A 22,948-nucleotide genomic window follows, 5' to 3' on the forward strand; every position below is an offset into this window, starting at 1 on the left:
GGCAAGCGGACGAGCGTTTCGGTGATTTGATCGCGCCCGAAGGGGTGCTACGCCTCCCTGAAACCCACGGAGGAACTATCCGCATGCGTGCCAGCCTGATTGCCCTCAGCCTCTTGTCCATCGCCGCAGCTCCCGCGTCCGCCAGGAGCACTCCGGCCGCCGTACAGGAAGTCATCGACCTCTCGCAGCAGGCGATCGGAATTCGTTCGGTGCGCGGCGAAGGCAACGAGACCGGCAGGGTGGCCGAACTGTTCCGCGACACGCTGCTGAAGGGCGGCTGGTCGGCCGACGACATCGAGATCGTCCCGATCGACGACACCGCCTATCTGATCGCGACCTGGCCCGGCAGCGATCCCTCGCTCGGCCCGATCGTCATTTCGGCGCATATGGACGTAGTCGAGGCCAAGCCCGAGGACTGGGAACGCGATCCCTTCACTGCCGTGGTCGAAAACGGGATGCTCTATGGCCGCGGTTCGAGCGACACCAAGTTCGACGCGGTCCAGGCGATGGTCGCCACGATCCTGCTGCGCCAGCAGGGCTTCAAGCCGAAGCGCAGCATCGTCATCGCCTATTCGGGCGATGAAGAGACGACGATGATCACCTCCAAGATGATCGCCGAAAAACTCAAGGACGCCAAGCTGGTGCTCAATGTCGACGGCAATTCGGGCGTCCTCGACGAGGCGACCGGCAAGCCCGCCTATTGGGTCTGGCAGGGTGCAGAGAAGACCTATGGCGACTTCAAGCTCGAGGTCACCAATCCCGGCGGCCACAGTTCAGCGCCGACCGACACCAATGCCATCGCCCAGCTATCGGCTGCGCTGGCCCGGATCGGGGCTTACCGCTTTACCCCCGAAGTCAACGACATCACCCGCGACTATTTCTCCAAGGCCGCCGATTTCGAGGGCGATCCGCTGCTCGCCGCCGCCATGCGTGCCTTCGCCAAGGACCCCACCGACAAGGCAGCGATCGCCGTATTGCGCGCCAATCCAGCCACAATTGGTTCAATCGGGACGACTTGCGTGCCGACGATGATCGAAGGCGGGCATGCGCTCAATGCACTGCCGCAGCGCGCCACCGGCTACGTCAATTGCCGCATCTTCCCGGGGCACTCGAAAGCCTCGATCATCGCCGAGCTGAAGGACGTCGCGGACGAACCCGCGCTGACGATCGAGGAGATCAATCCGGAGTATGTCACCGAGGCCGATGCCTCGCCCTACGACAAGACCTTCGTCGATGCCGCGACCAAGGCGATCCGCGCGTCCTTCGGCGATGTCCCGATCATCGCCTCGCAGTCCTCGGGCGCGTCGGATTCGATGTGGTACCGCGCGCTGGGTGTGCCGAGCTACGGAGCGAGCGGCACCTTCATGAAGGACAGCGACGGCTATGCCCACGGGCTCAACGAGCGCGTGCCGATCACCAATATCGCCAGGAGCATCGACTACTACCACGTGCTGCTGACCGAACTGGCGTCGAAGTGAGGGCGCTCGCCCTCGCCGTCGCGCTGCTCGCCGCGCCGGCTTCCGCGGGGTCGCTCTATGTCGAGACGGGCGGGCTGCTCGATGTCGAGAACGGGACGACGGCGGCGGGGCAATGCATCCTCGTCGAAGGCGAGCGTATCGCGCGCGTGGAGGCCTGCGGCGCCACCCCCGAAGGCGCCGAGCGGATCGACTGGTCGGCCTATACCGTGCTGCCCGGCCTCATCGACCTGCACACCCACCTCGCCGATGCGGGACAGGATGCCGACCTGGCCCTGCCGCTCAAGACCTCGCCGCAGCTGACCGCGCTCACCGGGGCGCACAACGCCAGGATCACGCTCGAGGCGGGCTTCACCACCGTGCGCGACGTCGGGACCTATCGCGGTCTGACCGATGTGGCGCTGCGCGATGCGATCGATCGCGGGCTCGTTCCCGGGCCGCGCATGTTCGTTGCCGGGGCCTATCTGACGCATCCGGGAGGGGGCGGCGAGTTGAACGGCGTGGTCCCCAACGACCAGCTGCCCGCCGACATGCGGCTGGGCGTGCTGACCGGTCCCGCTGAGGCAGCCGAGAAGGCCGAGTTCCTGTTCGACCACGGGGTCGACTTCCTCAAGATCATCGCCACCGGCGCCGTGCTCGCCATCGGTACCGAGCCCGGCGAACCCGAGGTCACCGAGGCCGAGATGCGTGCCGCGATCGCCGTCGCCAAGGCGCATGGCAGCTATGCCACCGCGCATGCGCATGGCGCCGAGGGGATCAAGAACGCCATCCGCGCCGGTGCCCGCAGCATCGAACATGCCAGCCTGATCGACGAGGAAGGCCTCGCCATGGCGAAGGTGCAGGGCGTCTGGCTGGTGATGGACGTCTTCAACGGCGATTGGATCGACGAGGTCGGCACGCGCGAGGGCTGGCCGGAGGAATATCTGCGCAAGAATCGCGAGACCACGCAGATCCAGCGCGACAATTTCCGCCGCGCGGTGGAGATGGGCGTCCCGCTTGCCTTCGGGAGCGACGCGGGAGTCTATCCGCACGGCCTCAACGCGCGCCAATTCGCCTATATGGTCGCCAACGGCATGACCCCCGCGCAGGCCATCCGCGCGGCCACGCTGAGCGCCGCCACGGTGATCGGGCACGAGGACGAGTTGGGATCGATCGCGCCGGGCAAATACGCCGACCTTATCGCGGTCACGGTCGATCCGCTGGACGATGTCTCTGCGCTCGAAACCGTCGCGCATGTGATGCAGGGCGGCGAACTGGTTCGCTAAAGGGAAGGATCGCCAGAACCTTTGGCGGAGCAGAGAGACCGCATAGACGAGGCCCGGCTGGCTCGGCTGTCCGTCTCGTCGCGCACCGAGCCCGCAGGCTGCTGGCCCTGATCGATGGCATCGCGGCCGATATTCGTAACGCGTTCTTCAAGCAGCCCGCAGTCGGTGAAGTTGAATGCCTCGCACTTGACCGCGACCCGCTGGCCGGTTCTCACACAGCCAGGTTCGCGGTATCCAGAAATACCCATATGCCGATGACCAGGAACAGGAATGCCGCCATCGTCCTGACGAGTTTCAGGGATACCCGTTCGACGATTGCCTTGCCGAAATAAACCGCCGGGATGTTGGCCAGCATCATGCCGAGCGTTGTACCCAGCGTCACCAGCACCACGTTCTGGAACTGCGCCCCGAGAGCTATAGTCGCGACCTGCGTCTTGTCCCCCATCTCAACGATGAAGAAAGCGATCGTCGTCGTCAGAAACGCCCCGAACCGCGGCGCCTCAGGCTCTTCGTCCCCATCCAGTTTGTCGGGCACCAAGGTCCACAGCGCCATGGCGACGAAGCTGATTGCAACCGCATAGCGGAACCATCGCCCTTCCAGCAGGGCGGCGACAGACTGGCCGACAAAGGCAGCCATCCCGTGGTTGGCAAGCGTTGCCACCAGAATGCCGAGCACGATCGGCAACGGTTTGCGAAATCGCGTCGCCAACACAATGGCGAGCAGCATCGTCTTGTCGCCGACTTCGGCAAGCGCGACGATGGCCGTCGAAGTAAGAACTGCTTCCAAGGGACATCTCCAGGCCGGGCTTTCAAGACTGCAACGACACCCGACTTCCCGCCCGGCCGGACGGAAATCAGGTGCCATTGGTCTTGCCCGAACGAAGATGTCCGAACCCCTGCGCCACGACCTCTCAGCCGAGTATGTTGACGCGAGGGAACCGCGCAAGGCGGCGGGCTACTCCCCAGATGACGCGATGCGCCTAACAGCACCGGCGCGCATTTTCAACATTCTGCAGTGATTTGCCGCAGTATGGAGGATTAGCAGACAAGTCTGCAAGAAACCGAGTGCCCGCTACCGACCCGTCAAAGCCGTCGGCCTGCGCAAAGCCCAATACGGCACGCATTCGCTTCGGCGGACGAGAGCGGCCATGACCTATCGCGCCAAAGGCACCGTCCGTGCCATCCAGATCTTCTTGCCCAGACGTGGCGCTCGAAGGGGGAGCGATGATCACGTTCCAGACGAGCCCGACCGGCGTTACATTCGCGTATCAGGCGGAGATGTGTGGCACGAGCTGGGTCGGGCGTGAGTTGAAGAAACGTAGCGGCGCGCGGGCAAGCAATACCTTCAAATTTCTCCGCGCCGAGCTGATCGCCGAGCCGGCATACGGAGACCAGGCGATGATCGATGACATCGTCTTTTCCGGAGAGAAATGCGGCCAACTTGACTCAACCCGCCCGGGAAGCGCTCTCACCAGACCGTAAAGGTGGCGCGCAGCCCGCAGAACCGCGCGCGTTCCGCAAAGCGGGAAATCATTCGATAACGGATAGTTGGACGATGGCGGAGAGGGAGGGATTCGAACCCTCGATACGGTTGCCCGTATACCGCATTTCGAGTGCGGCGCATTCGACCACTCTGCCACCTCTCCGCTCTGTCGGGTGCGCTTGCGGGCCAGGGGCCCCGGTCGAAGCGAGGCGCGCCGATTAGCCGAGCACCCCTGCCTTGCCAAGCCCCTTTTCGCGAGAATTCGGGGGAACATCGCCCCGCCCCCATTGTAAGCGCCGCCCCAGGCCCCATATCCTTGCTTCCCATGGATCGAGCACAGTATTTCTCAGCCCAGGCCGGTCGCACCATCGATGCCCCCCGCCGCGTCAAGAGCCGCTTCGCCATCGGCGACGTGGTCAAACACCGGGTGTTCGATTTCCGTGGCGTGATCTTCGACATCGATCCGGTCTTCGCCAACAGCGACGAGTGGTACGAGGCGATTCCCGAAGACATCCGGCCCGACCGGAACCAACCCTTCTACCACCTGCTCGCCGAAAGCGACGAGAGCGACTACGTCGCCTACGTCAGCCAGCAGAACCTGGTGACGGACTCGATTTCGGGCCCCGTCTCGCACCCCGACGTGCACCAGTATTTCGAGCATTTCGAGAACGGCCGCTATCGCCTGCGGCGGAGCATGACGCACTGAGCGCCGGACGCGCTCAGTTCTTGATCTTCCAGCCCGATCGCAGCAGCGCGTAGGTGCCCAGCGCGATCAGCGCGTTGAGCGCCAGCAGGCCGGCACCGGCGAGCGCCACCGCACCGGCGGCGCCGTCACCGATATCGCTTTGGCCGAGGAACCCGTAGCGGAAGCCCGATATCACGTAGAAAAACGGATTCGCGTGGCTGATCGCCTGGAAGGCGGGTGCGAGCCGGTCGATCACGTAAAAGGTGCCCGAGAGCATCGCCAGCGGCGCGATGACGAAATTGGTCACAGCGGCATTGTGATCGAACTTTTCCGCCCAGATCGATGCCAGCAGACCGAGCAGCGACAGCATCGCGGCACCCATCAGCCCGAACCACGCCACCGCCCAGGGGTGCGCCATCGCGAGTCTGATGCCGGGATAGAGCAGCATGGCGCCGGCCACGACGAAGCCGACCGCCACCGCGCGTGTTATCGCCGCACCGACGATACCCGCCATCAGTTCGCCTTCCGACAGGGGTGGCATCAGCAGGTCGATGATGGTCCCCTGGATCTTCCCCGAAAGCAGCGAAAAGCTGGAATTGGCGAAGGCATTCTGCATCATCGCCATCGCGATCAGCCCCGGCGCGACGAAGGTCGGGAAGCCGACTCCCAACACTTCACGCCCGCCGCGACCGAGCGCAACCGAGAAGATCACAAGAAAAAGCAGCGTGGTGACCGCCGGAGCCCAGATTGTCTGCGTCTGGACCTTGAGAAACCGGCGCACCTCCTTCATATAGAGGCTCCACAGGCCAATCCCGTTGATCCCACGGATCACCGGGCGCCCCCGCGGCGGAAACCGGCCCTTCCCTCCGGCATTTTCTTCGATGAAGGATGCGTCCGGGTGATCGCTTCCGGGCGGCGCGGGCTGGGCTTGATCGACCATGGGGGCGCGACTAGGCCCAAGCGCCGCGGCATGCAAGCCGTGGCGTCGAGACACGACTAACAGGACTGCGCAATGAGCTGGACCGACGAACGGATCGCAACGCTGAAGAAGATGTGGGAAGGCGGCTCGACCGCCAGCCAGATCGCCGACGAACTGGGCGGTGTCAGCCGCAATGCCGTGATCGGCAAGGCGCATCGCCTCGGCCTGAAATCGCGTCCCTCGCCGGTCAAGGCGAACGAGAAGAAGCCCGCGTCCAAGCCCAAGCCAGCCGCGCCCAAGCCGGTCGCCAAGAAGGTCGCGAAACCCGCCGCCAAGGCCCCCGCTCCCGCGCCGGCCAAGCCGGCAGCCACGCCCGCACCCAAGGCGGATGCCGCAGTTCCCTCGCAGCCGCTGCCCAACAAGAACTCCGATCTGCCCAAGATCGTCTCGGTCGGCCCGGGCGGCTTCCTGCGCCAGGGCCCCGGCGACCAGCAAGCGCCGATTCCCCCCGCTCCGCCGCGCCGCCTGGTGCCGGCCAAGCCGAGCCCCGAGATCGCCGACAAGACCAGCCTGCTGGACCTTTCGGACAAGGTCTGCCGCTGGCCGATGGGCCACCCGGGCGAACCCGATTTCCATTTCTGTGGCGAAGCCGTGAACCCCGGCTTCCCGTACTGCGTCGAACATTGCGGTCGGGCCTATCAGGCACAGCTGCCGCGCGGCGCGCGCCGTCCCCCTCCGCCGCTCCCCTTCGGCGGCCCGCGGGTGCGCTGACCAAGGTTTAAGTCCCTTCGGATCGCTCCGGCCTCCAGCAAGATATTGCGGCGGCAACATCGCTAGGCAAGACGACTGGCCCTGCGGATTCGCGGGGCCACGACTGCTGTGGGGGAACGGTCTCGTTCGAGACCGCAAAAGGGGCGTGGGGGGAACATGGACTGGACAAGCATCACTTTCGGGGCCTTCCTGGCGCTCGTCGTGGTCTTTGCCGCCTCGTCGCTATCGCTGGCCATCATCATGCGGCAGCAATTCCTGCTGTGGATGACGGTACGCGGCCTTTCGATCGGCTTGCTCGCCCTGACCTTCGAACCCGCGGCAGGGGCACTCTACGACAACCCGGTACAGTGGCATGCGGTCCGCGTCTTCGCCACCGATCTCATGGTGGCGATCACCGGCCCGCTCCTCGCGACCTACATCGGTGCCGAGTTCGGATTGAGGAAAACCCGGATCCTGTTGTGGTCAATGCTCCCAGTCGGCGTCTTCATTTCGCTTTTTGCAGGTCCGGTAGCCCATTCGACTGCACTCGACTGGCTGCACGATCTCATCCTCGCCAGCCTGGTCGTCGCGCTGGTCGTGGGGCTCACCAGCGCGGTTCGCGCCGGCAGCCGCAGGGCGGCGTTCCAGGCCTGTGCCTGGGCACCGTCGCTGGCGATCGGCTTCGTCGCCTTCTATTTCGAACTGGTAAGGCTGGAGGCCATGCCTTTCTACGCCGAGGCGATGCTGATCGCGTTCTCTATCGAGTTCGTGGTCACCACTGCGGGTATCGGCGATGGGCTGGCGCGCATCGAGCAGGAGCGCGACGAGGCCCGCGCCGGCATGCGCGCGGCGGTGAAAGCGAACGCGATCGACCCGCTGACGCAGATCGCCAACCGGCGCGGGCTGGTCGAAACCTTCGCCAATCCGAAGCTGGACAGGCCTAGCGGGTTGGCGGTCATCGACTGCGACCATTTCAAACGAATCAACGACATGTTTGGTCACGATGTCGGCGATGAGGTTCTCTGTGCGGTGGCCCAGGGGCTGAAGCACGAAGACGTGTTCGTTGCGAGGCACGGCGGCGAGGAGTTCGTCGCCCTGCTGTATGGCCCGAACTGGCTCAATCTCGCAGAAAACATCCGCCGCAGGATCTCGATCTCGGTGCTCGAGCTGGTGCCCAAGCTGCCCTTCCCTGTCACCGCCAGCTCGGGCGTAGCGGAGGTGACCGCCGATGACACACTCGATTCAGCGATCAAGCGCGCCGACATCGCGCTCTATGCTGCCAAGGATGCGGGGCGCGATACGCTGCTGGTGCATTCGCCTTGCGGGACGGTGGGAGCACATCTGGTCCGGACCGCCTGAGCGCGCCCGGACCGGTATTTATACTGGCAAGCCGACGTCAGCGGGCTATGCCGAAGCTGAGACACCGAGGGAGGAACCGGATGCCACTGTCACTTCACGCCGCCTATGTCCCGAGCGCGCTGCAAATGCTGGGCACCGCCCACCACCTGATCGACACGGCCGAAAAATGGTGCGCGGAGCACGATCGCGAACACGCCGACTTCATCGGCGCCCGCGTCTACGAAGATATGCTGCCCTGGTGCTACCAGATCAAATGCGTGGCCGAACACACGCAGGGATCGATCGAAGGCGTGCGCGAGGGCGTCTATTCGCCCGATCTCAACCCGCCACCGACGAGTTTCGACGACCTGCGCGCCAAGCTGGACGGCGCGGTCGCGGCGATGGAAGCGCTGACCGTAGAGGAGATGGAAGGCTTCATCGGCCAACCCATGCGCTTCGAATTCAAGGACGCGCGCATGGATTTCACCGCCGAAGATTTCCTGCTCAGCTTCAGCCAGCCGAATTTCTATTTCCACTGCGCGACCGCCTACGACATCCTGCGGATGAAGGGCGTGCCAGTGGGCAAGCGCGATTTCATGGGGCGCCTGCGGATCATCGCCTGAAGCCCGTTGCCTACCGCTTGCGGGCGAACCAGATCGTGTGGCGCGGACCCTTGTTGTTGGGCCGCGCGCGCACTTCGCGCACCTCGACGTCGAAGCCGCTTTCCTTCAGCCGGACGGTGAACTTGTGGTCCGGCGCCGCCGACCATACCGCGAGGATTCCGCCGGGCTTGAGCGCGTCGCGCGCCTTGCCGAGGCCGGTCTTCGAATAGATGCGGTAGTTGGCGTCGCGGACGATGCCATCGGGGCCGTTGTCGACGTCGAGCAGGATCGCATCGTATTTGGCAGTGGTGCCGTCATTGGCATCGTCGATCAGCGCAGCGACGTCGCAGATGACAACCTCCCCACGCGGATCGGCGAGACTGTCGCCGGTCAGGTGAGCCAGCGGCCCCTCGGCCCAATCGAGGATCTCGGGGACGATTTCCGCCACGGTCACCGAGCCCTTTTCGGGCAGGTTCGCGAGCGCGGCGCGATAGGTGAAGCCCATGCCATAGCCGCCGATCAGGACGCGCGGGCGCGGCGCATCGAGCTCGGCCAGCGTGAGTATCGCGAGCTGCTCTTCCGAAAACTGCATGCGCGTGCCCATCAACTCGTCGCGGCCGAGCATGATGATGAAATCGCGCCCGTGGCTGACGAGCGTCAGCGTCTCTCCATCGGGCACTTCCGCGGTGGCAAGCGTTTCGCGGGGCAGCATTGCATGGTCTCCAAAGCAAAGGGGTCGCAGGCGGACCTGCGACCCCTCCGTTACCGATTAGCGAAGGATCAGTCCTTCAGGAAGTCCGGCACGTGGGCTTCGCCACCGCCGTCGCGATCGCCGCGATCCCGGCGAGGGCCGCGATCGCGATCGCCGCCACGGCCACCGCCGCCGCCGCGTCCGCCGCGACGGTCGCCGCCACCGCCGCGCGGGCCCCGGTCACCACGGTCACCGCGCGGTTCGCGCGGCGGACGGGTGTCTTCCAGCTCTTCGCCGGTTTCCTGGTCGACCACGCGCATCGACAGCCGGACCTTGCCGCGCTGGTCGATCTCGAGGACCTTGACCTTCACTTCCTGGCCTTCCGACACGACGTCGGTCGGCTTTTCGACACGTTCGTTCTTCATTTCGCTGACGTGGACGAGACCGTCCTTGCCGCCCATGAAGTTCACGAAGGCACCGAAGTCGACGATGTTGACGACTTTGCCGTTGTAGATTTTGCCGACCTCGGGCTCTTCGACGATGCCCTGGATCCAGGCCTTGGCGGCTTCGATCTGGGCGCTGTCGGACGAGCTGATCTTGATCACGCCTTCGTCGTCGATGTCGACCTTGGCGCCGGTTTCGGCGACGATCTCGCGGATCACCTTGCCGCCCGTGCCGATGACGTCGCGGATCTTCGACTTGTCGATCTGGATCGTCTCGATGCGCGGAGCGTGCTTGGAAACCTCGGTGCGCGAACCGGTCAGCGCCTTGTTCATCTCACCCAGGATGTGCGCGCGGCCGGCCTTCGCCTGCTCGAGCGCCTTCTGCATGATTTCCTGCGTGATGCCGGCAACCTTGATGTCCATCTGCATCGTGGTGATGCCCGTCTCGGTACCCGCGACCTTGAAGTCCATGTCGCCGAGGTGGTCTTCGTCACCCAGGATGTCCGAAAGGACCGCGAAGTCGCTGCCTTCGAGGATCAGGCCCATGGCGATGCCCGAAACCGGACGTTCGATCGGAACGCCGGCGTCCATCATCGACAGACAGCCACCGCAGATCGTCGCCATCGAGCTCGAGCCGTTCGACTCGGTGATGTCCGACAGGACGCGGATCGTGTAGGGGAAGTCCTCATGCGTCGGCAGCACGTTGTGCAGCGCGCGCCAGGCGAGCTTGCCGTGGCCGGTGTCGCGACGCGAAGGCGCACCGAAACGACCGACTTCACCGACCGAATAGGGCGGGAAGTTGTAGTGCAGCATGAAGCGTTCGTACGACAGGCCTTCGAGGCCGTCGATCATCTGCTCGCTGTCCTTGGTGCCGAGCGTCGTCGAGCACAGCGCCTGCGTTTCACCGCGGGTGAAGAGCGAGGAGCCGTGCGCACGCGGGAGCACGCCGACCATCGCCTCGATCGGGCGAACCTGGTCGAGCTTGCGTCCGTCGATGCGGGTGCCGTCCTTGAGGATGGCGCCGCGGACGATTTCCGCTTCGAGCTTCTTGGTCAGCTTGATCGCGGTCATGCGCGCCTGGCCGTCGAATTCCTCGCTGGCGTAGTGCGCCTTGACCTTGTCGCGCGCCGCATTGAGCGCGTCCGATCGGGCCGATTTGTCGGTCAGCTTGTAGGCTTCGGCAATGTCCTTGCCGATCATCGCCTTGATAGCCGCCTTCATGTCGTCGTTGCCGTCCTGCGAGGCGACGTCCCACGGTTCCTTGGCGGCCTGTTCGGCAAGGTCGATGATCGCGTTGACGACCGGACGGATGTTGTCGTGGGCGAAGGCGACCGCGCCGAGCATTTCGGTTTCGGTTAGTTCCTTGGCTTCCGATTCCACCATCATCACGGCATCGCCGGTCGCGGCGACGACGAGGTCGAGGCGGCCGTCATCGGCCAGCGCGGTGGTCTGCTTCGGGTTAAGGATGTATTCGCCGTCCTTGAAGCCGACGCGGCAGGCGCCGATCGGGCCCATGAAGGGAACGCCCGAAATGGTCAGCGCGGCCGAGGCAGCGATCATCGCCAGCACGTCGGGCTCGCACTCGCCGTCATAGCTGAAGACCTGTGCGATGACGTTGATTTCGTTGTAGAAACCTTCGGGGAACAGCGGACGGACCGGACGGTCGATCAGGCGGCTGGTCAGCGTTTCCTTTTCGGTCGCACCGCGCTCGCGCTTGAAGAAGCCGCCGGGGATGCGGCCGGCCGAGGAGAATTTTTCCTGATAGTGGACGGTCAGGGGGAAGAAGTCCTGGCCTTCCTTGACGCTCTTGGCGGCAGTGACCGCACACAGAACGACGGTTTCGCCATAGGTGGCGAGGACCGCGCCGTCAGCCTGACGGGCAATGCGGCCGGTTTCCAGAGTGAGGGTCTTTCCGCCCCACTCCAGCGATACGGTTTTCGTGTCGAACATGAAGTTTCCTTATGAACCCGCCGGGCCTGATTGCCGGGCGGGGCCTACAGTGCCGGGTATGCCGTCCCGGTCCGGTTCGAGGCGTTTCTCGCCTCCATTTTCCGCTTCCGCACCGGATTGCGCGGATGCCGGATAAACGAAGGGGCGACCTGAGCCGCCCCTTCGAGAAACTCTTATTTGCGAAGACCCAGCTTCTGGATCAGCGCGTTGTACCGCTCGACGTCTGTCTTCTTGAGATAGGCGAGCAGGTTGCGACGCTTGTTGACCATCATCAGGAGGCCACGGCGCGAGTGGTTGTCCTTGTGGTTGGACTTGAAGTGCTCGGTCAGGTTGCGAATGCGCTCGGTGAGGATGGCGACCTGGACTTCGGGCGAACCGGTGTCGCCCTTGGCGACGGCGTTGTCCTTGATGATTTCAGCTTTACGCTCGGCGGTAACCGACATGTATTCTACTCCGCGACATCCGGTAGGTTGAAACCCCGCACGACCTTGGCCGTGCCTCCGCAGAGTTCCATCAGGGCCACCGGCACATCGTCCAGTGTCGCAAGGTGGAGCCCGTCGGCATGGGGCAGCCCCGACAATACCCGGCCCTGGCGGACCGCCTGCGCGCTGTCGGGATCGAGTTGCAAGGCCGGGATGTCGTCCAGCCCCGCCTCGAGCGGCAGGAGGAGGTTTTCGATGGCCGCGCCCTTAGCGATTTCCTCCAGCTTGTCCAGCGAAATCGCCTGTTCCTCGCGGAACGGCCCGGCCTTGATGCGCCTGAGATAGGTGACGTGCCCCACGCTTCCAAGCGCCCGCGCGATATCCCGTGCGAGGCTTCGGATATAGGTTCCCTTCGATACATGCGCGACGAGCGTGACACTGTCGGCCAGCTCGAGCGGAGCCTGCGCGTCGTAGGGATCGGGCCGTCCGGCCGTGGTGGCGAAGGCCGAGCGCAGCTCGGCGTCGTCGCGTTCGCCAACGAAACCTAGCGAATGGATGGTCACCGCGCGGGTCTTCATGGGCACTTCCTCGCCTGCCCTCGCCCGGTCATAGGCCCGCTTGCCGTCGATCTTCACGGCCGAATAGGCCGGCGGGACCTGCTCGATCTCGCCGGTAAAATGATCGAGCACGGCAGCGATGGCGGCCATGGGCGGGCGGCGATCGCTGCGTTCGATCACCTCGCCCTCGGTATCGAGCGTGTCCGTCTCCTCGCCGAGCTGGATGGTGAAGGCGTAGATCTTGTCGCTCTCGAGCATGCGTCCGGCGAGCTTGGTCGCCTCGCCCAGCGCGATCGGCAGGACGCCCTCGGCGAGCGGATCGAGCGTGCCGCCATGCCCGACCTTGGTCTTCGCATAGCCGCCCTGGCGCAGCACGCGCTTGACCGCCGACACCGCCTGCGTCGAACCGAGCCCGCGCGGCTTGTCGAGGATCAGCCAGCCGTGGGGTGCGGGTCTTTGCGGATTCATCCGGCGATCCCGCGAGCGACCCACTCAGCGAGTTCGAAATAGCGTTCCTGCAGCCACACAACCGGCGGCAGCACGGTGTGCTCGATCAGCCCGCTGTCGGGGAATGCCCAGGTCGCCGCGATCAGCACGATGAAGAACAGCATGCCGAGTGATTGCAGTTTCTGCCAGTTGACCGCCCATTTGCGCGGCAAAAGGCCGCCGACGATGTGCGAGCCGTCGAATGGCGGGATCGGCAGCAGATTGAACAGCGCAAGGAAGACATTGATCAGGATGAACATCCCGCCCGCGGTCAACAGCCACTCGGGAGGCATTCCGCCACCGGCAATGATTGCGCCGGAGATCAAGCCGAACAGCACCGCGCCGACCAGCGCCAGCAGCAGATTCGTACCCGGCCCCGCTGCCGCGACCGCGACCATGCCGTAGCGCGGGTTGCGCAGCCGGTCGCCGCGCACCGGCACGGGCTTGGCCCAGCCGAACACCGGCCCGCCGAACAGCGCCAGCGCACCGGGCACCAGCAGCGTGCCGACGAGGTCGACGTGACGCAGCGGGTTGAGCGACAGGCGGCGCTGCTCCTTCGCCGTCGGGTCGCCGAGGGCGAGCGCGGTCCAGCCATGCGCGACCTCGTGGAAGACGATGGCGACGATCAGGCACGGGATCAGGATCACCGCGACGAGGAGCGTTTCGGTCATGGCGGCTAGATAGGGAGCGCGGTGTCAGCCCGCCAGCGCTTCGCGGAAATGCTTGCGACACATGGCGACATAGCGATCATTGCCGCCGATCTCGGTCTGCGCGCCCTCGCTCACCGCCTTGCCGTCGGCGTCGACGCGCAGGTTCATCGTTGCCTTGCGCCCGCAGTCGCACACCGCCTTCATCTCGACCAGCGAATCGGCAATGCCGAGCAGCGCGGCCGATCCGGGGAAGAGCTCCCCCTGAAAATCGGTCCTCAGGCCGTAGCAGAGCACGGGAATGCCCGCATCGTCGGCCAGCCGGGCGAGTTGCCAGACCTGGTCGTCGGTCAGGAACTGCGCCTCGTCGACCAGCACGCAGGCGATGGGGTCCTCGGCATGGTCGGCGAGCACGCGCGCCTCGATATCGGTATCCGGCTCGTAGCGGTGCGCATCGCTGGACAGGCCGATGCGGCTCGAGATAGCGCCGAAACCGGGCCGGTCGTCGAGCGCCGCGGTCCACAACGACACGCGCATCCCCCGTTCGCCGTAATTGAAGGCGGTCTGCAGCAGCGTGGTGCTCTTCCCCGCATTCATGCTGGCATAGTAGAAATAGAGCTTGGCCACTCAGCCCTCGTCGTCGAGATCGCGCGCGACCTTGGGGTCGTTGAGCAGCCGCTCGATCCGGTCGGCCTCGTCGAAGCTCTCGTCGGGCTGGAAGCTGAGCCGCGGCGCGAATTTGAGGCCGAGCCGCTGCGCGACCTCCTTCTGGAAGAAGGCGGTGTTGGTCCGCAGCGCCTTGAGCACCACGCCCTCGTCTTCTCCCAGCAGTGGCTTCACATAGGCCTTCGCGTTCCGGAGATCCGGGGTCATGCGCACTTCGGTGATGGCGATGTTGCTGGCCGAGAGCACCTCGTCATGCGCCTCGCCGCGGGCGAGCAGCTCGGACAGGATATGGCGCACGCGTTCGCCGACCTTGAGGACGCGAACCGACTGCTGTTCGGGGGTGGATTGCGGGTGCTTGGCCATCAGGAAAGCTTCTCGATAATTCTCTTGAGCGAACGGACGTTGCGCGCGGTCCCCTTGCACCCCAGACGACGCTCGATGAAAGGGCCTGTGAGTTTGCTGTTCCCCACGCCCGACACGTAGTCGATGTGCAGTGCCCGGCGGCCCGGAGCAAGCTTTTCCGGGCCGCGGCCCTCGTGATCGGCAATCAGCGCGGCGAACTGCGCCTGCGAGGGCTGGTCGGCAAGGAAGTGGACGTGCACCAACTTGTCCTCGCCCTTGCCGGCAAAGGGGCTCTCGGTCAGCGCGGATTCGAGTTCATCCGGGGTCCTGACCGCAGCGAAGGTGTCGATCCCGAAATCCGCCGTCACCAGGCCTGCGATTGCCTCCTGCAATTCGGCGTCGGGCGCGCGATCGTGGTCGAACAGGACATTCCCGCTGGCAACGACCGTCTCGACATTGGCGAAGCCGCGCTTTTCCATCGCCGCCACGAGGTCGGCCATCTTGAGCCGATTCCCGCCGACGTTGATCGAGCCCAGCAGCGCGGCGTAGCGCGCCACTATTTCGCCACCGGGCGCGGGGTCGGGATCGCGGTGCTGGTCGAACGCGCGAGCAGATTGCCCGCCTCGTCGAACAGCTCGCCCTCGAGGAAGATGACCTTGCGCCCGCGACGCACCACGCGTCCCTTCCCCACCAGCGGACCGGCGAGCACGGGCTTGAGCAGGCTCATCGAAATCTCGAGGTTGAGCGGGGCCTCGGCCTGGTCGGTCGCCCAGACGTGCGCCCAGCCCATGACCTCGTCGAGAAAGCCTGCGACGAGGCCGCCCTGCACGCTGCCGCGCGGAGTGATGAAGCTGGCGGGCGCGTGGAAGCGCAAGGTGATTTCCTCGCGCTCCCGGTCGAAGCTCTCGAACTTCACGCCCATCAGGTCGGCATGCGCCGCGCCGAGAGCATGGGTGGTCAGATCACTCATTTCATCGGCTCGCCAGCATCACCATGGGTACAAGAACGACAGCTACCAGAGGCAGGCATCCCCGAAGGAAATCAAAACCGCATCCGCTCAATTTGTCGAATGCTTTGAAATCCTCGGGTTCGCCCTCCTCCGACTGCTCGCTCACAGAGTGCGCTCACGCTCCTCGACTTCGAAGACTTCGAGCTGGTCGCCCGGCTGGATGTCGTTCGTGTCGGCAAGGACCACACCGCATTCGAGACCGGTGCGGACCTCGTCCACGTCGTCCTTGAAGCGTCGCAGGCTGGCGATGGTGGTGGCCGAGACGATGACATCGTCGCGCGTGAGACGGGCGTGCAGCCCCTTGCGGATGACGCCTTCCTCGACCAGCAGGCCGGCGGCTTTGTCCTTCTTGCCCGAACGGAACACTTCCTTGACCGCGGCACGGCCGACGACGTGTTCGATCCGCTCCGGACCCAGCTCGCCCGCCATCTCCTTCGCGATTTCCTCGGTCAGGTGGTAGATGACGTCGTAATACTTCATCTCCACGCCGTCGCGCTTGACCAGCTCGCGCGCCTTGGCGTTGGGGCGGACGTTGAAGCCGATGATCGGCGCCTTCGAGGCGGCGGCCAGCTGCACATCGCTTTCGGTGATCGCACCCACGCCCGCATGCAGCACGCGGACCTTGATGAGATCGTTCGAAAGGTTGTGGAGCGCGGTGGTGATCGCTTCGACCGAGCCCTGGACGTCCGCCTTCACGAGGACCGGGAATTCGACGACGTTCGACGCGAGATTGTTGAACATCGTGTCGAAGCTGGTCGGAGCGAGTGCGGTGCGCTTCTCGGTCGCCTTTTCCTGGCGGTAGGAGGCGACCTCGCGGGCACGCTGCTCGTTTTCGACCACGGTCAGCGTATCGCCGGCGCTCGGCACGCCGCCGAGGCCGAGGACCTCGACCGGCATCGACGGACCGGCTTCCTTGATCTGCTTGCCCTGGTCGTTGACCACCGCACGGACACGGCCGCTCTCGGTACCGACGACGAAGGTGTCGCCGCGCTTGAGCGTTCCGCGCGTGACGAGCACGGTCGCGACGGGGCCGCGGCCCTTGTCGAGCTGGGCTTCGATCACGGTCGCTTCGGCCATGCGGTCGGGGTTGGCCTTCAGTTCGAGCAGTTCGGCCTGGAGCGCGATCTTGTCGAGCAGGTCGTCGAGCCCGGCCTTGGTCTTGGCCGAGATTTCGACATCCTGTACGTCGCCCGACATCTTCTCGACGATGATCTCGTGTTCGAGCAGGCGGGTGCGGACGTTGTCCGGATCGGCCTCGGGCTTGTCCATCTTGTTGATCGCCACGATCATCGGGACGCCCGCCGCCTTGGTGTGATTGATGGCTTCGATCGTCTGCGGCATGATGCCGTCGTCGGCCGCGACCACCAGCACCACGATATCGGTGACGTTGGCACCGCGCTGGCGCATCTGGGTGAAGGCGGCGTGGCCCGGCGTGTCGAGGAAGGTGACGGTGTCGCCGCCCTTGGTCTTCACCTGGTAGCTGCCGATATGCTGGGTGATGCCGCCGGCTTCGCCCTTGACGACATTGGCGCCGCGCAGCGCGTCGAGCAGGCTGGTCTTGCCGTGGTCGACATGGCCCATGATGGTGACCACCGGCGGACGCGGCTTGAGCGTCTCTTCGGGATCGACATCCTGCTCGGCCGAGATATCGACGTCGGCTTCGGATACCTTCTGGATGTTGTGGCCGAACTGTTCGACGAGCAGCTCTGCCGTATCCTGGTCGATCGTCTGGTTGACGGTGACCATCATGTCGAGATTGAAGAGTTCCTTGACCAGATCGGCGCCCTTCTCGCCCATGCGCTTGGCCAGTTCGCCGACGGTGATCGCTTCGGGCACGACGACGTCGCGCACCTGCTTCTCGCGCGGCTTGTTCGAACCACCGCCCTGCAGGCGCCGTTCCTTTTCGCGCGCACGCTTCAGGGCGGCGAGGCTGCGGGCACGGCGGCCTTCGTCCTCATTGAGAGCCTTCTTGACCGATAGCTTGCCCGACCGGCGCTTGTCGGGAGTTTCGGCACCGCGGGCGGGCTTCTCCTCCTTCTTCTTGCGCTCGGGCTTCTTGGGTTCGGGACGCGCGACAGGCGTGAAACGGCGCGGCGCGGGCGCCGGCGTGCCACTGTCGCTTTCTTCGGCCGGAGCTTCCTCGGCGGCGGGAGTTTCCTCTGCCTTCTGGGCCTCTTCCTTGGCCTTCCTGGCAGCCTCGGCTTCGGCCTTCTTGTTGTCTTCGGCGCGCTTCTTTTCGTCCTCGGCGGCCTGCTTGGCCTGCTCTTCCTCACGCTTGCGCGCTTCCTCGGCCTGCCGCAGGCGATCTTCCTCGGCCTCGCGCTGGAGGCGAGCAACGCGTTCCTGCGGCGTTTCACCGGCGGGCGCGGCCTTCTTGGGCGCCGCAGGCTTGGGTGCGGGCGCAGGCGCCGGGGCGGGTGCGGCCTCGACCTCGGGTGCCGGAGGCGGCGGAGGCGGAGCCGCCTCGCCGGGCTTCACGAGCTTGCGGCGGCGCTTCACCTCGACCGCGACCTTGTTGGTGCGGCCGTGGCTGAAGGTCTGCTTGACCTCGCCCGGCTGCGCGCCCTTCAGGGTCAGCGGTTTACGGGTTGGTTTCTTGTCGTCGTCGCTCATTCTTGCTCGTTTCTCTTCTTCGTATCGTTCAATTCGTCATCCGGCCCGCGCGCAAGCGCGGCCATCGTTGGTCGGCTAAGCCTGCCCCAGATAGTGCATGAGGCGCGTCATGGGTTTCATGACCCTCGCGGCCGCAGCATCATCGGCCCCGGAGCCCGCAACGGCCAGATGGACGACATTGTCGCGGCCCAATGCCACAGACAAAGCGTTCCGGTCCAGAGGCAGTTCGAGCCCGCGTTCGCCTGAACCTTCCGCCTCGCGCCCCACGCGCCAGGCCTGATCGAGCTTCTTGCGGCCATCCTCGCTCGCGTCGCGGGCATGCAGCAGAAGCGCAACGGCTCCGCCGCGTGCCGCTTCGGCAATGCGCTGCGTCCCCAAGATAAGGCTTCCGACGCGCATTTCGAGCCCCAGCCGGTCGAGCAGCACGCGAGTCAGCGCGTCCTCGACCATTTGCGGCAGGTCGTCCGGCAATTCGAGATGGCCGGTCTTGAAGGCCCGCGCGAGTGCACCCTTCAGCCTGCCCTTGGCCTGCGCCTCGGCCAACTCGTCGCGCGTGACGCCGATCCAGGCTCCGCGGCCGGGCGCCTTTTCATGGGCGTCGGGCAGCACCAGACCTGCGGGCGAGGCGACCAGCCGCACGAGCGTCTCGCGCGGGGCCGTCTCGCCCGAAAGAATGCAGCGCCGTTCGGGCTCGGAAGCTTTCCGGGCCTTGGGCGTGTCAGCGATGTCGGACGTCAGGCGCTCATTGGGTGGAGTCCGCATCGGCGGCCTCCTGCGTGTCGGTCGTCTCGGCGGGGGCCGGAGCTTCCTCTTCGTCGTCGAACCAATGTGCGCGGGCAGCCATGATGATCTCGTTGCCCTGCTCTTCGCTCAGCCCGTACTCGCCCAGCACGCCGCCCTTGTCCTGCTCGCGCATCGAGGGGCGCCGCATCGGCGGGCCATCGGCGTTGTTGCGGCGACGCGGGGCTTCGCGCTTCTTCTGGATGAGTTCGTCGGTCGCGAGATCGGCCAGGTCGTCGAGCGTCTTGATGCCCGCCTTGCCCAGCGTGACCAGCATGGCCTCGGTAAGATGCGGCAGCTCGGCGAGATCGTCCTCGACCCCCAGTTCGCGGCGCGCCTCGCGGTGCGCGGCTTCCTGGCGTTCGATCGCCTCCTGGGCGCGGCTCTGGAGTTCCTCGGCGAGTTCCTCGTCGAAGCCCTCGATGCCGGCAAGCTCGTCGAGTTCGACATAGGCGACTTCCTCGAGTTCGGCGAAGCCTTCGGCGACGAGCAGCTGCGACAACGTTTCGTCGACATCCAGCTCCTCTTCGAACATCTTCGAGCGCTCAGAGAATTCCTTCTGGCGCTTCTCCGAGGCTTCTTCCTCGGTCATGATGTCGATCTGGTTGCCGGTCAGCTGGCTGGCAAGACGCACGTTCTGGCCGCGGCGGCCGATGGCGAGCGACAGCTGATCGTCGGGCACGACGACTTCGATGCGGCCGTCTTCCTCATCGAGCACGACGCGACTGACGGTCGCCGGCTGGAGCGCGTTGACGATGAAGGTCGCGCCATCTTCCGACCAGGGGATGATGTCGATCTTTTCGCCCTGCAGTTCCTGAACAACCGCCTGGACGCGGCTGCCCTTCATGCCGACGCAGGCGCCGACCGGGTCGATGCTGCTGTCATGGCTGATGACGCCGATCTTGGCGCGGCTGCCCGGATCGCGGGCGGCAGCCTTGATCTCGATGATGCCGTCGTAGATCTCGGGCACTTCCTGCGCGAACAGCTTCTTCATGAAGTCGGGGTGCGCGCGGCTGAGGAAGATCTGCGGGCCGCGGTTGTTGCGCTCGACCTTGGTGATCAGCGCACGCACACGCTCGCCGACACGGGCGGCTTCGCGCGGGATCTGCTGGTCGCGGCGGATGACGCCCTCGGCGCGGCCGAGGTTGACGATCACGTGACCGAATTCGACCGACTTGATCACGCCGGTAATGACTTCGCCCGCACGATCCTTGAATTCCTCGTACTGGCGCTCGCGCTCGGCGTCGCGGACCTTCTGGAAGATCACCTGCTTGGCGCTCTGCGCGTCGATGCGGCCGAGGTCGACCGGCGGGAGCGGATCGACGATGAAGTCGCCGACCTTGGCATTGGCGTCGAGCTTGGCGGCAGCCTTGAGGTCGACCTGCTTGAAATAGTCCTCGACTTCCTCGACCACCTCGACGACGCGCCACAGGCGCAGGTCGCCGGTTTGCGGGTCGAGCTTGGCGCGGATGTCGTTTTCCGCGCCATAGCGGTTGCGGGCGGACTTCTGGATCGCCTCTTCCATCGCCTCGATGACGATGGCCTTGTCGATCATCTTTTCCGAAGCGACCGAGTTGGCGATCGCGAGGAGTTCTGCCTTGTTGGCGGAAATGGCACTGGCCATCAGTCGTCTGCCTTTTCTTCAGTTTCGACGATTTCGTCGGCACCGCTCGTATCGAGCGGCTGGGTGGCGGCGATCAGCGCGTCGGTAAGAACGAGCTGCGCCGAATGAATCTGGTCGCGGGGAACGGATACCTCCCCCGCCTTGCGGTCCTCGATGGTGACCATATCGCCGTCGATGCCCTTGAGAAGCCCGCGCAGATTGCGCTGGCCGTCCCAGCCCTTCGCCATCGAGATTTTCGTTTCGTGGCCGGCCCAGTTGGAAAAATCCTTCGCACGGGTCAGCGGACGGTCGATGCCGGGGCTCGAAACCTCGAGGTGATAGGCACCGTCGATCAGCACCTCGCCCTGCTCCTCGAGCGTATCGATGCGGTCCGAGACGCGGCGCGAGAGTGCGGCGCACTGGTCGATGATCAGCTGCCCGGTCGCCGGATCCTCGGCCATGATCTGCAGCGCCTCGCCGCCGTCACCGGCTTCGGAGGGCATCATCTTGACGCGCACGAGCTCGAATCCGAGCGCCTGCGCCTCGGGTTCGATCACTTCGGTCAAGCGTGCAAGATCAGCCATTCGGTCTCCAAATACAGGTCCCATGCGACACTGCGATTGCGACAGGTCTCTGTGGCCGGCCCCTCGCGGCGCCAGCCCCTCCAGTGTCGCGACAATGTCGGGATGAACAGGCAGATAGGCGCGAGTCCCGAGAAAGGCAAGAGGGCATGACACCCCTCCCCTCCGCCGCGGGTCACTCGTCGTCGGTCAGGGCGTGCTTCTTGATACAATGGCGCAGCTGGTCGTAGCTCAGCCCCAGCGCCTTGGCGGTCTGGCGCTGGTTCCAGCGATGCTTGCCGAGCGCGAACTCGACGATCGAACGCTCATGCGCGTCGACCGCCGCGCGGAGGTCGTCGACACTCTCGAAATCGGCCCTTTGCGGAGCTGCTGCGGCACGCGGCGCAGACACCTCGGCCTGGCGCGAAGGCTGGTCCACCGGCTTCCACGGGCTGTCGAAGGGATCGAAGACGACATGGCCGATCGGCTGGCTCCAGTCGTCCCAGCGATAGATCGCGCGCTCGACGACATTCCGCAATTCACGGACATTGCCCGGCCAGTCGTGCTTCTCGAGCTGCTCGGCGACATGCGTGGCGAAGCCGGGCCAGCCTTCCCAGCCGAGTTCGGCGGCCATGCGACGGCCGAAATAGTCGGACAGGACCTGCACGTCGCCCTCGCGCACGCGCAGGGGCGGAAGAGTGATGACCTCGAAGCTCAGCCGGTCGAGCAGGTCGGCGCGGAAATCGCCGCGATCGGCCTTGGCCGGCAAGTCCTCGTTCGTGGCGGCGACGATGCGGACGTCGACGCGGATCGGGCGGCTCGCTCCGATGCGGGTAACCTCTCCATATTCGACCGCGCGCAGCAGTCGTTCCTGCGCGCCCATCGAGAGCGTGCCCAGTTCGTCGAGAAAAAGCGTCCCCTTGTCGGCTTCCTCGAACCTTCCGACCCTTTGTTTGGTAGCACCCGTAAACGCGCCGGCTTCGTGGCCGAACAGTTCGGCCTCGATCAGCGTTTCCGGCAGGGCGGCGCAGTTCATGGTGACGAGTGGTTCGTCCCAGCGGGTAGACAGGCGGTGCAGGCGTTCAGCGATCAGTTCCTTGCCGGTCCCGCGCTCGCCTATGACCAATACCGGGCGGCGCATCGGCGCGGCGCGGCTGGCCCGCTCGACCGCATCGAGGAAGGCCCCGGACTGGCCAATGAACTGGTTTTCCCGCTCCATGACCAAGAGATAGGAATTTTTCCCGATACTTGGCAACAGAAACCAACAAGTCGTTGGTCGAAAGGTCAACGACCCCAGCAATTCTCCCGTTTTTCGGGTTTGGCATGGCGCTTGCTGAACAAGGGACAACAGCAATCGGCCAGATGGCCCCGAGGGAGGTAGCCCAGATGTACAACCGCAGTTTCTTCCGCAGCCAGCTCGGACAGGCCGCCATCGCCAGCATCGCGGCGATGGTCACCTTCGTCCTGCTGAGCACGCAGATCGCGGTAACCGCCCCCAGCCCGGCGCTGGCCGCCTATGAACAGGTCGAGATCGCATGACCCTGCCTCCCGACCACGATCCCCTTGGGCCGGAGCGCCGCTCCCCCGACAGTCCCCGCGGCAGCGATGCCGAAGGCGCTTCGGCCCGCCCCCGCTTGTCGCGGATCGAGGAAGAGGTAGAAC

24 protein-coding genes and 1 tRNA gene are annotated in these 22,948 nt (G+C 65.2%); 8 read left to right on the forward strand and 17 right to left on the reverse strand.

Annotation, left to right across the window (positions count from 1 at the left end; translation table 11 throughout):
* Positions 1–83: 83 nt before the first annotated feature.
* Together ACN4E0_RS05155 and ACN4E0_RS05160 are read left to right on the forward strand one after the other, a co-directional pair.
* A complete protein-coding gene (locus ACN4E0_RS05155; RefSeq protein WP_419566326.1) occupies positions 84–1,478 on the forward strand; it encodes a M20/M25/M40 family metallo-hydrolase in 1,395 nt (464 codons plus the stop codon).
* Entirely contained in the window at positions 1,475–2,740 is a 1,266-nt protein-coding gene (locus ACN4E0_RS05160) for an amidohydrolase family protein (protein WP_419566328.1), read from the forward strand. Before ACN4E0_RS05155 ends, ACN4E0_RS05160 begins: the two co-directional genes overlap by 4 nt.
* A 211-nt stretch (positions 2,741–2,951) precedes the next feature.
* On the opposite strand, the gene ACN4E0_RS05165 is transcribed toward ACN4E0_RS05160, so the two are convergent.
* Positions 2,952–3,527: a TMEM165/GDT1 family protein gene (locus ACN4E0_RS05165; RefSeq protein WP_419566330.1), complete on the reverse strand. Its 576-nt coding sequence runs from the start codon at positions 3,525–3,527 to the stop codon at positions 2,952–2,954.
* Positions 3,528–3,964: 437 nt separating this feature from the next.
* Between ACN4E0_RS05165 and ACN4E0_RS05170 the strand changes: the two genes are divergently transcribed.
* Entirely contained in the window at positions 3,965–4,222 is a 258-nt protein-coding gene (locus ACN4E0_RS05170) for a hypothetical protein (RefSeq protein WP_419566332.1), read from the forward strand.
* Positions 4,223–4,296: 74 nt separating this feature from the next.
* On the opposite strand, the gene ACN4E0_RS05175 is transcribed toward ACN4E0_RS05170, so the two are convergent.
* Positions 4,297–4,386: transfer RNA gene (locus tag ACN4E0_RS05175), tRNA-Ser, on the reverse strand.
* 162 nt (positions 4,387–4,548) lie between these two features.
* On the opposite strand from ACN4E0_RS05175, the gene hspQ reads away from it, so the two are divergent.
* Positions 4,549–4,929 (forward strand): heat shock protein HspQ, encoded by a 381-nt coding sequence (gene hspQ, locus ACN4E0_RS05180; protein ID WP_221600716.1) that lies wholly within the window; start codon positions 4,549–4,551, stop codon positions 4,927–4,929.
* A gap of 13 nt (positions 4,930–4,942) precedes the next feature.
* On the opposite strand, the gene ACN4E0_RS05185 is transcribed toward hspQ, so the two are convergent.
* Positions 4,943–5,848, reverse strand: coding sequence for an ABC transporter permease (locus ACN4E0_RS05185; RefSeq protein WP_419566335.1), 906 nt, complete (start codon positions 5,846–5,848; stop codon positions 4,943–4,945).
* A gap of 72 nt (positions 5,849–5,920) precedes the next feature.
* Between ACN4E0_RS05185 and ACN4E0_RS05190 the strand changes: the two genes are divergently transcribed.
* The 3 genes from ACN4E0_RS05190 to ACN4E0_RS05200 all read left to right on the forward strand — a co-directional run bounded on the left by ACN4E0_RS05190 (position 5,921) and on the right by ACN4E0_RS05200 (position 8,538).
* A complete protein-coding gene (locus ACN4E0_RS05190; protein WP_419566337.1) occupies positions 5,921–6,598 on the forward strand; it encodes a GcrA family cell cycle regulator in 678 nt (225 codons plus the stop codon).
* Between the two features lie 156 nt (positions 6,599–6,754).
* Positions 6,755–7,936, forward strand: coding sequence for a diguanylate cyclase (locus ACN4E0_RS05195; RefSeq protein WP_419566339.1), 1,182 nt, complete (start codon positions 6,755–6,757; stop codon positions 7,934–7,936).
* Between the two features lie 80 nt (positions 7,937–8,016).
* Positions 8,017–8,538, forward strand: coding sequence for a DUF1993 domain-containing protein (locus ACN4E0_RS05200; protein WP_419566341.1), 522 nt, complete (start codon positions 8,017–8,019; stop codon positions 8,536–8,538).
* A gap of 10 nt (positions 8,539–8,548) precedes the next feature.
* Here the strand turns inward: ACN4E0_RS05200 and ACN4E0_RS05205 are convergent, their stop codons facing one another.
* From ACN4E0_RS05205 to pspF, 14 genes are all read right to left on the reverse strand, one after another.
* Positions 8,549–9,229, reverse strand: coding sequence for a spermidine synthase (locus tag ACN4E0_RS05205; protein WP_419566343.1), 681 nt, complete (start codon positions 9,227–9,229; stop codon positions 8,549–8,551).
* A 68-nt stretch (positions 9,230–9,297) separates the two neighbouring features.
* Positions 9,298–11,601 carry a polyribonucleotide nucleotidyltransferase gene (gene pnp / locus ACN4E0_RS05210; protein WP_419566345.1) on the reverse strand — a complete coding sequence of 768 codons (2,304 nt, stop codon included), beginning with the start codon at positions 11,599–11,601 and terminating at the stop codon, positions 9,298–9,300.
* A 173-nt stretch (positions 11,602–11,774) separates the two neighbouring features.
* Positions 11,775–12,044: a 30S ribosomal protein S15 gene (gene rpsO / locus ACN4E0_RS05215; RefSeq protein ID WP_221600731.1), complete on the reverse strand. Its 270-nt coding sequence runs from the start codon at positions 12,042–12,044 to the stop codon at positions 11,775–11,777.
* A 5-nt stretch (positions 12,045–12,049) separates the two neighbouring features.
* Complete coding sequence (truB, locus tag ACN4E0_RS05220; RefSeq protein WP_419566347.1) at positions 12,050–13,048, reverse strand: tRNA pseudouridine(55) synthase TruB; 999 nt, start codon at positions 13,046–13,048, stop codon at positions 12,050–12,052.
* Positions 13,045–13,737, reverse strand: coding sequence for a site-2 protease family protein (locus ACN4E0_RS05225; RefSeq protein WP_419566349.1), 693 nt, complete (start codon positions 13,735–13,737; stop codon positions 13,045–13,047). Before ACN4E0_RS05225 ends, truB begins: the two co-directional genes overlap by 4 nt.
* A gap of 24 nt (positions 13,738–13,761) precedes the next feature.
* Positions 13,762–14,340 carry a thymidine kinase gene (locus tag ACN4E0_RS05230; RefSeq protein ID WP_419566351.1) on the reverse strand — a complete coding sequence of 193 codons (579 nt, stop codon included), beginning with the start codon at positions 14,338–14,340 and terminating at the stop codon, positions 13,762–13,764.
* Positions 14,341–14,742 carry a 30S ribosome-binding factor RbfA gene (gene rbfA / locus ACN4E0_RS05235; protein ID WP_419566353.1) on the reverse strand — a complete coding sequence of 134 codons (402 nt, stop codon included), beginning with the start codon at positions 14,740–14,742 and terminating at the stop codon, positions 14,341–14,343. It abuts the gene before it with no gap.
* Positions 14,742–15,278 (reverse strand): DUF1697 domain-containing protein, encoded by a 537-nt coding sequence (locus ACN4E0_RS05240; protein ID WP_419566355.1) that lies wholly within the window; start codon positions 15,276–15,278, stop codon positions 14,742–14,744. Before ACN4E0_RS05240 ends, rbfA begins: the two co-directional genes overlap by 1 nt.
* Positions 15,278–15,691 (reverse strand): PaaI family thioesterase, encoded by a 414-nt coding sequence (locus ACN4E0_RS05245; protein ID WP_419566358.1) that lies wholly within the window; start codon positions 15,689–15,691, stop codon positions 15,278–15,280. The genes ACN4E0_RS05240 and ACN4E0_RS05245 overlap by 1 nt, the downstream gene beginning before the upstream one ends.
* Positions 15,692–15,832: 141 nt before the next feature.
* Complete coding sequence (gene infB, locus ACN4E0_RS05250) at positions 15,833–18,343, reverse strand: translation initiation factor IF-2 (RefSeq protein ID WP_419566361.1); 2,511 nt, start codon at positions 18,341–18,343, stop codon at positions 15,833–15,835.
* A 75-nt stretch (positions 18,344–18,418) separates the two neighbouring features.
* Positions 18,419–19,105, reverse strand: a complete 687-nt coding sequence (locus tag ACN4E0_RS05255) for a DUF448 domain-containing protein (protein WP_419566364.1) — start codon at positions 19,103–19,105, stop codon at positions 18,419–18,421.
* Positions 19,086–20,747 (reverse strand): transcription termination factor NusA, encoded by a 1,662-nt coding sequence (gene nusA / locus ACN4E0_RS05260; RefSeq protein ID WP_419566366.1) that lies wholly within the window; start codon positions 20,745–20,747, stop codon positions 19,086–19,088. Before nusA ends, ACN4E0_RS05255 begins: the two co-directional genes overlap by 20 nt.
* Entirely contained in the window at positions 20,747–21,310 is a 564-nt protein-coding gene (rimP, locus tag ACN4E0_RS05265) for a ribosome maturation protein RimP (RefSeq protein ID WP_419566367.1), read from the reverse strand. Before rimP ends, nusA begins: the two co-directional genes overlap by 1 nt.
* A gap of 172 nt (positions 21,311–21,482) precedes the next feature.
* Positions 21,483–22,505: a phage shock protein operon transcriptional activator gene (gene pspF, locus ACN4E0_RS05270; protein WP_419566369.1), complete on the reverse strand. Its 1,023-nt coding sequence runs from the start codon at positions 22,503–22,505 to the stop codon at positions 21,483–21,485.
* Positions 22,506–22,672: 167 nt separating this feature from the next.
* Here pspF and ACN4E0_RS05275 point away from each other — a divergent pair, with 167 nt between their 5' ends.
* Positions 22,673–22,825, forward strand: coding sequence for a hypothetical protein (locus ACN4E0_RS05275; protein ID WP_370033535.1), 153 nt, complete (start codon positions 22,673–22,675; stop codon positions 22,823–22,825).
* Positions 22,826–22,948: the final 123 nt, after the last annotated feature.

This window comes from Qipengyuania sp. (assembly GCF_048550555.1).
In the GTDB taxonomy this organism is placed as follows: Bacteria; Pseudomonadota; Alphaproteobacteria; order Sphingomonadales; family Sphingomonadaceae; genus Qipengyuania.